Below are 472 nucleotides of genomic sequence, written 5' to 3' on the forward strand. Positions count from 1 at the left end.
CCCTCGCTTACTGGAGCGCGAAGGCCATTCGCAACCAGTATCTGAAGAATCCCGGCCCCCTGGTGAGCGTGTGAAGAGCCGCATGACGATCATGAAGAAAGACCTGGTCCCCATGCGATTCGTTCGTAAAAGCGCACGCGGTGCACTGCGCCGCCTGAACCCCGTTTCGAAGGCGGCGCTCACGCTCGCCACCTGTGCTGTGTTATCCATGGCTTTTGGGCTGCTCACGGCCCGTGCCGCCAACGCCGCTGCCAAGCCCGCAGACCCCGCGCTCGTCGCGCACGGCGAATACCTGGCACGCGCCGGCGACTGCGTCGCCTGCCATACCACGCAGGGCGGCAAGCCCTTCGCGGGCGGCCTGAAGCTCGACACGCCGATCGGCGCGATCTACTCGACCAACATCACACCCGACGCGATTACGGGCATCGGCAAGTGGAGCTACGACGACTTCGCCAGGGCCGTGCGCCAGGGC

General features: G+C 65.9%; 1 pseudogene. It reads left to right on the forward strand.

The window, feature by feature from the left end:
* Window positions 1–208: 208 nt before the first annotated feature.
* Window positions 209–472, forward strand: a pseudogene (locus tag ACOJB8_RS41230) (cytochrome c); the annotation flags it as partial.

This window comes from Paraburkholderia sp. BR10141 (assembly GCF_056155635.1).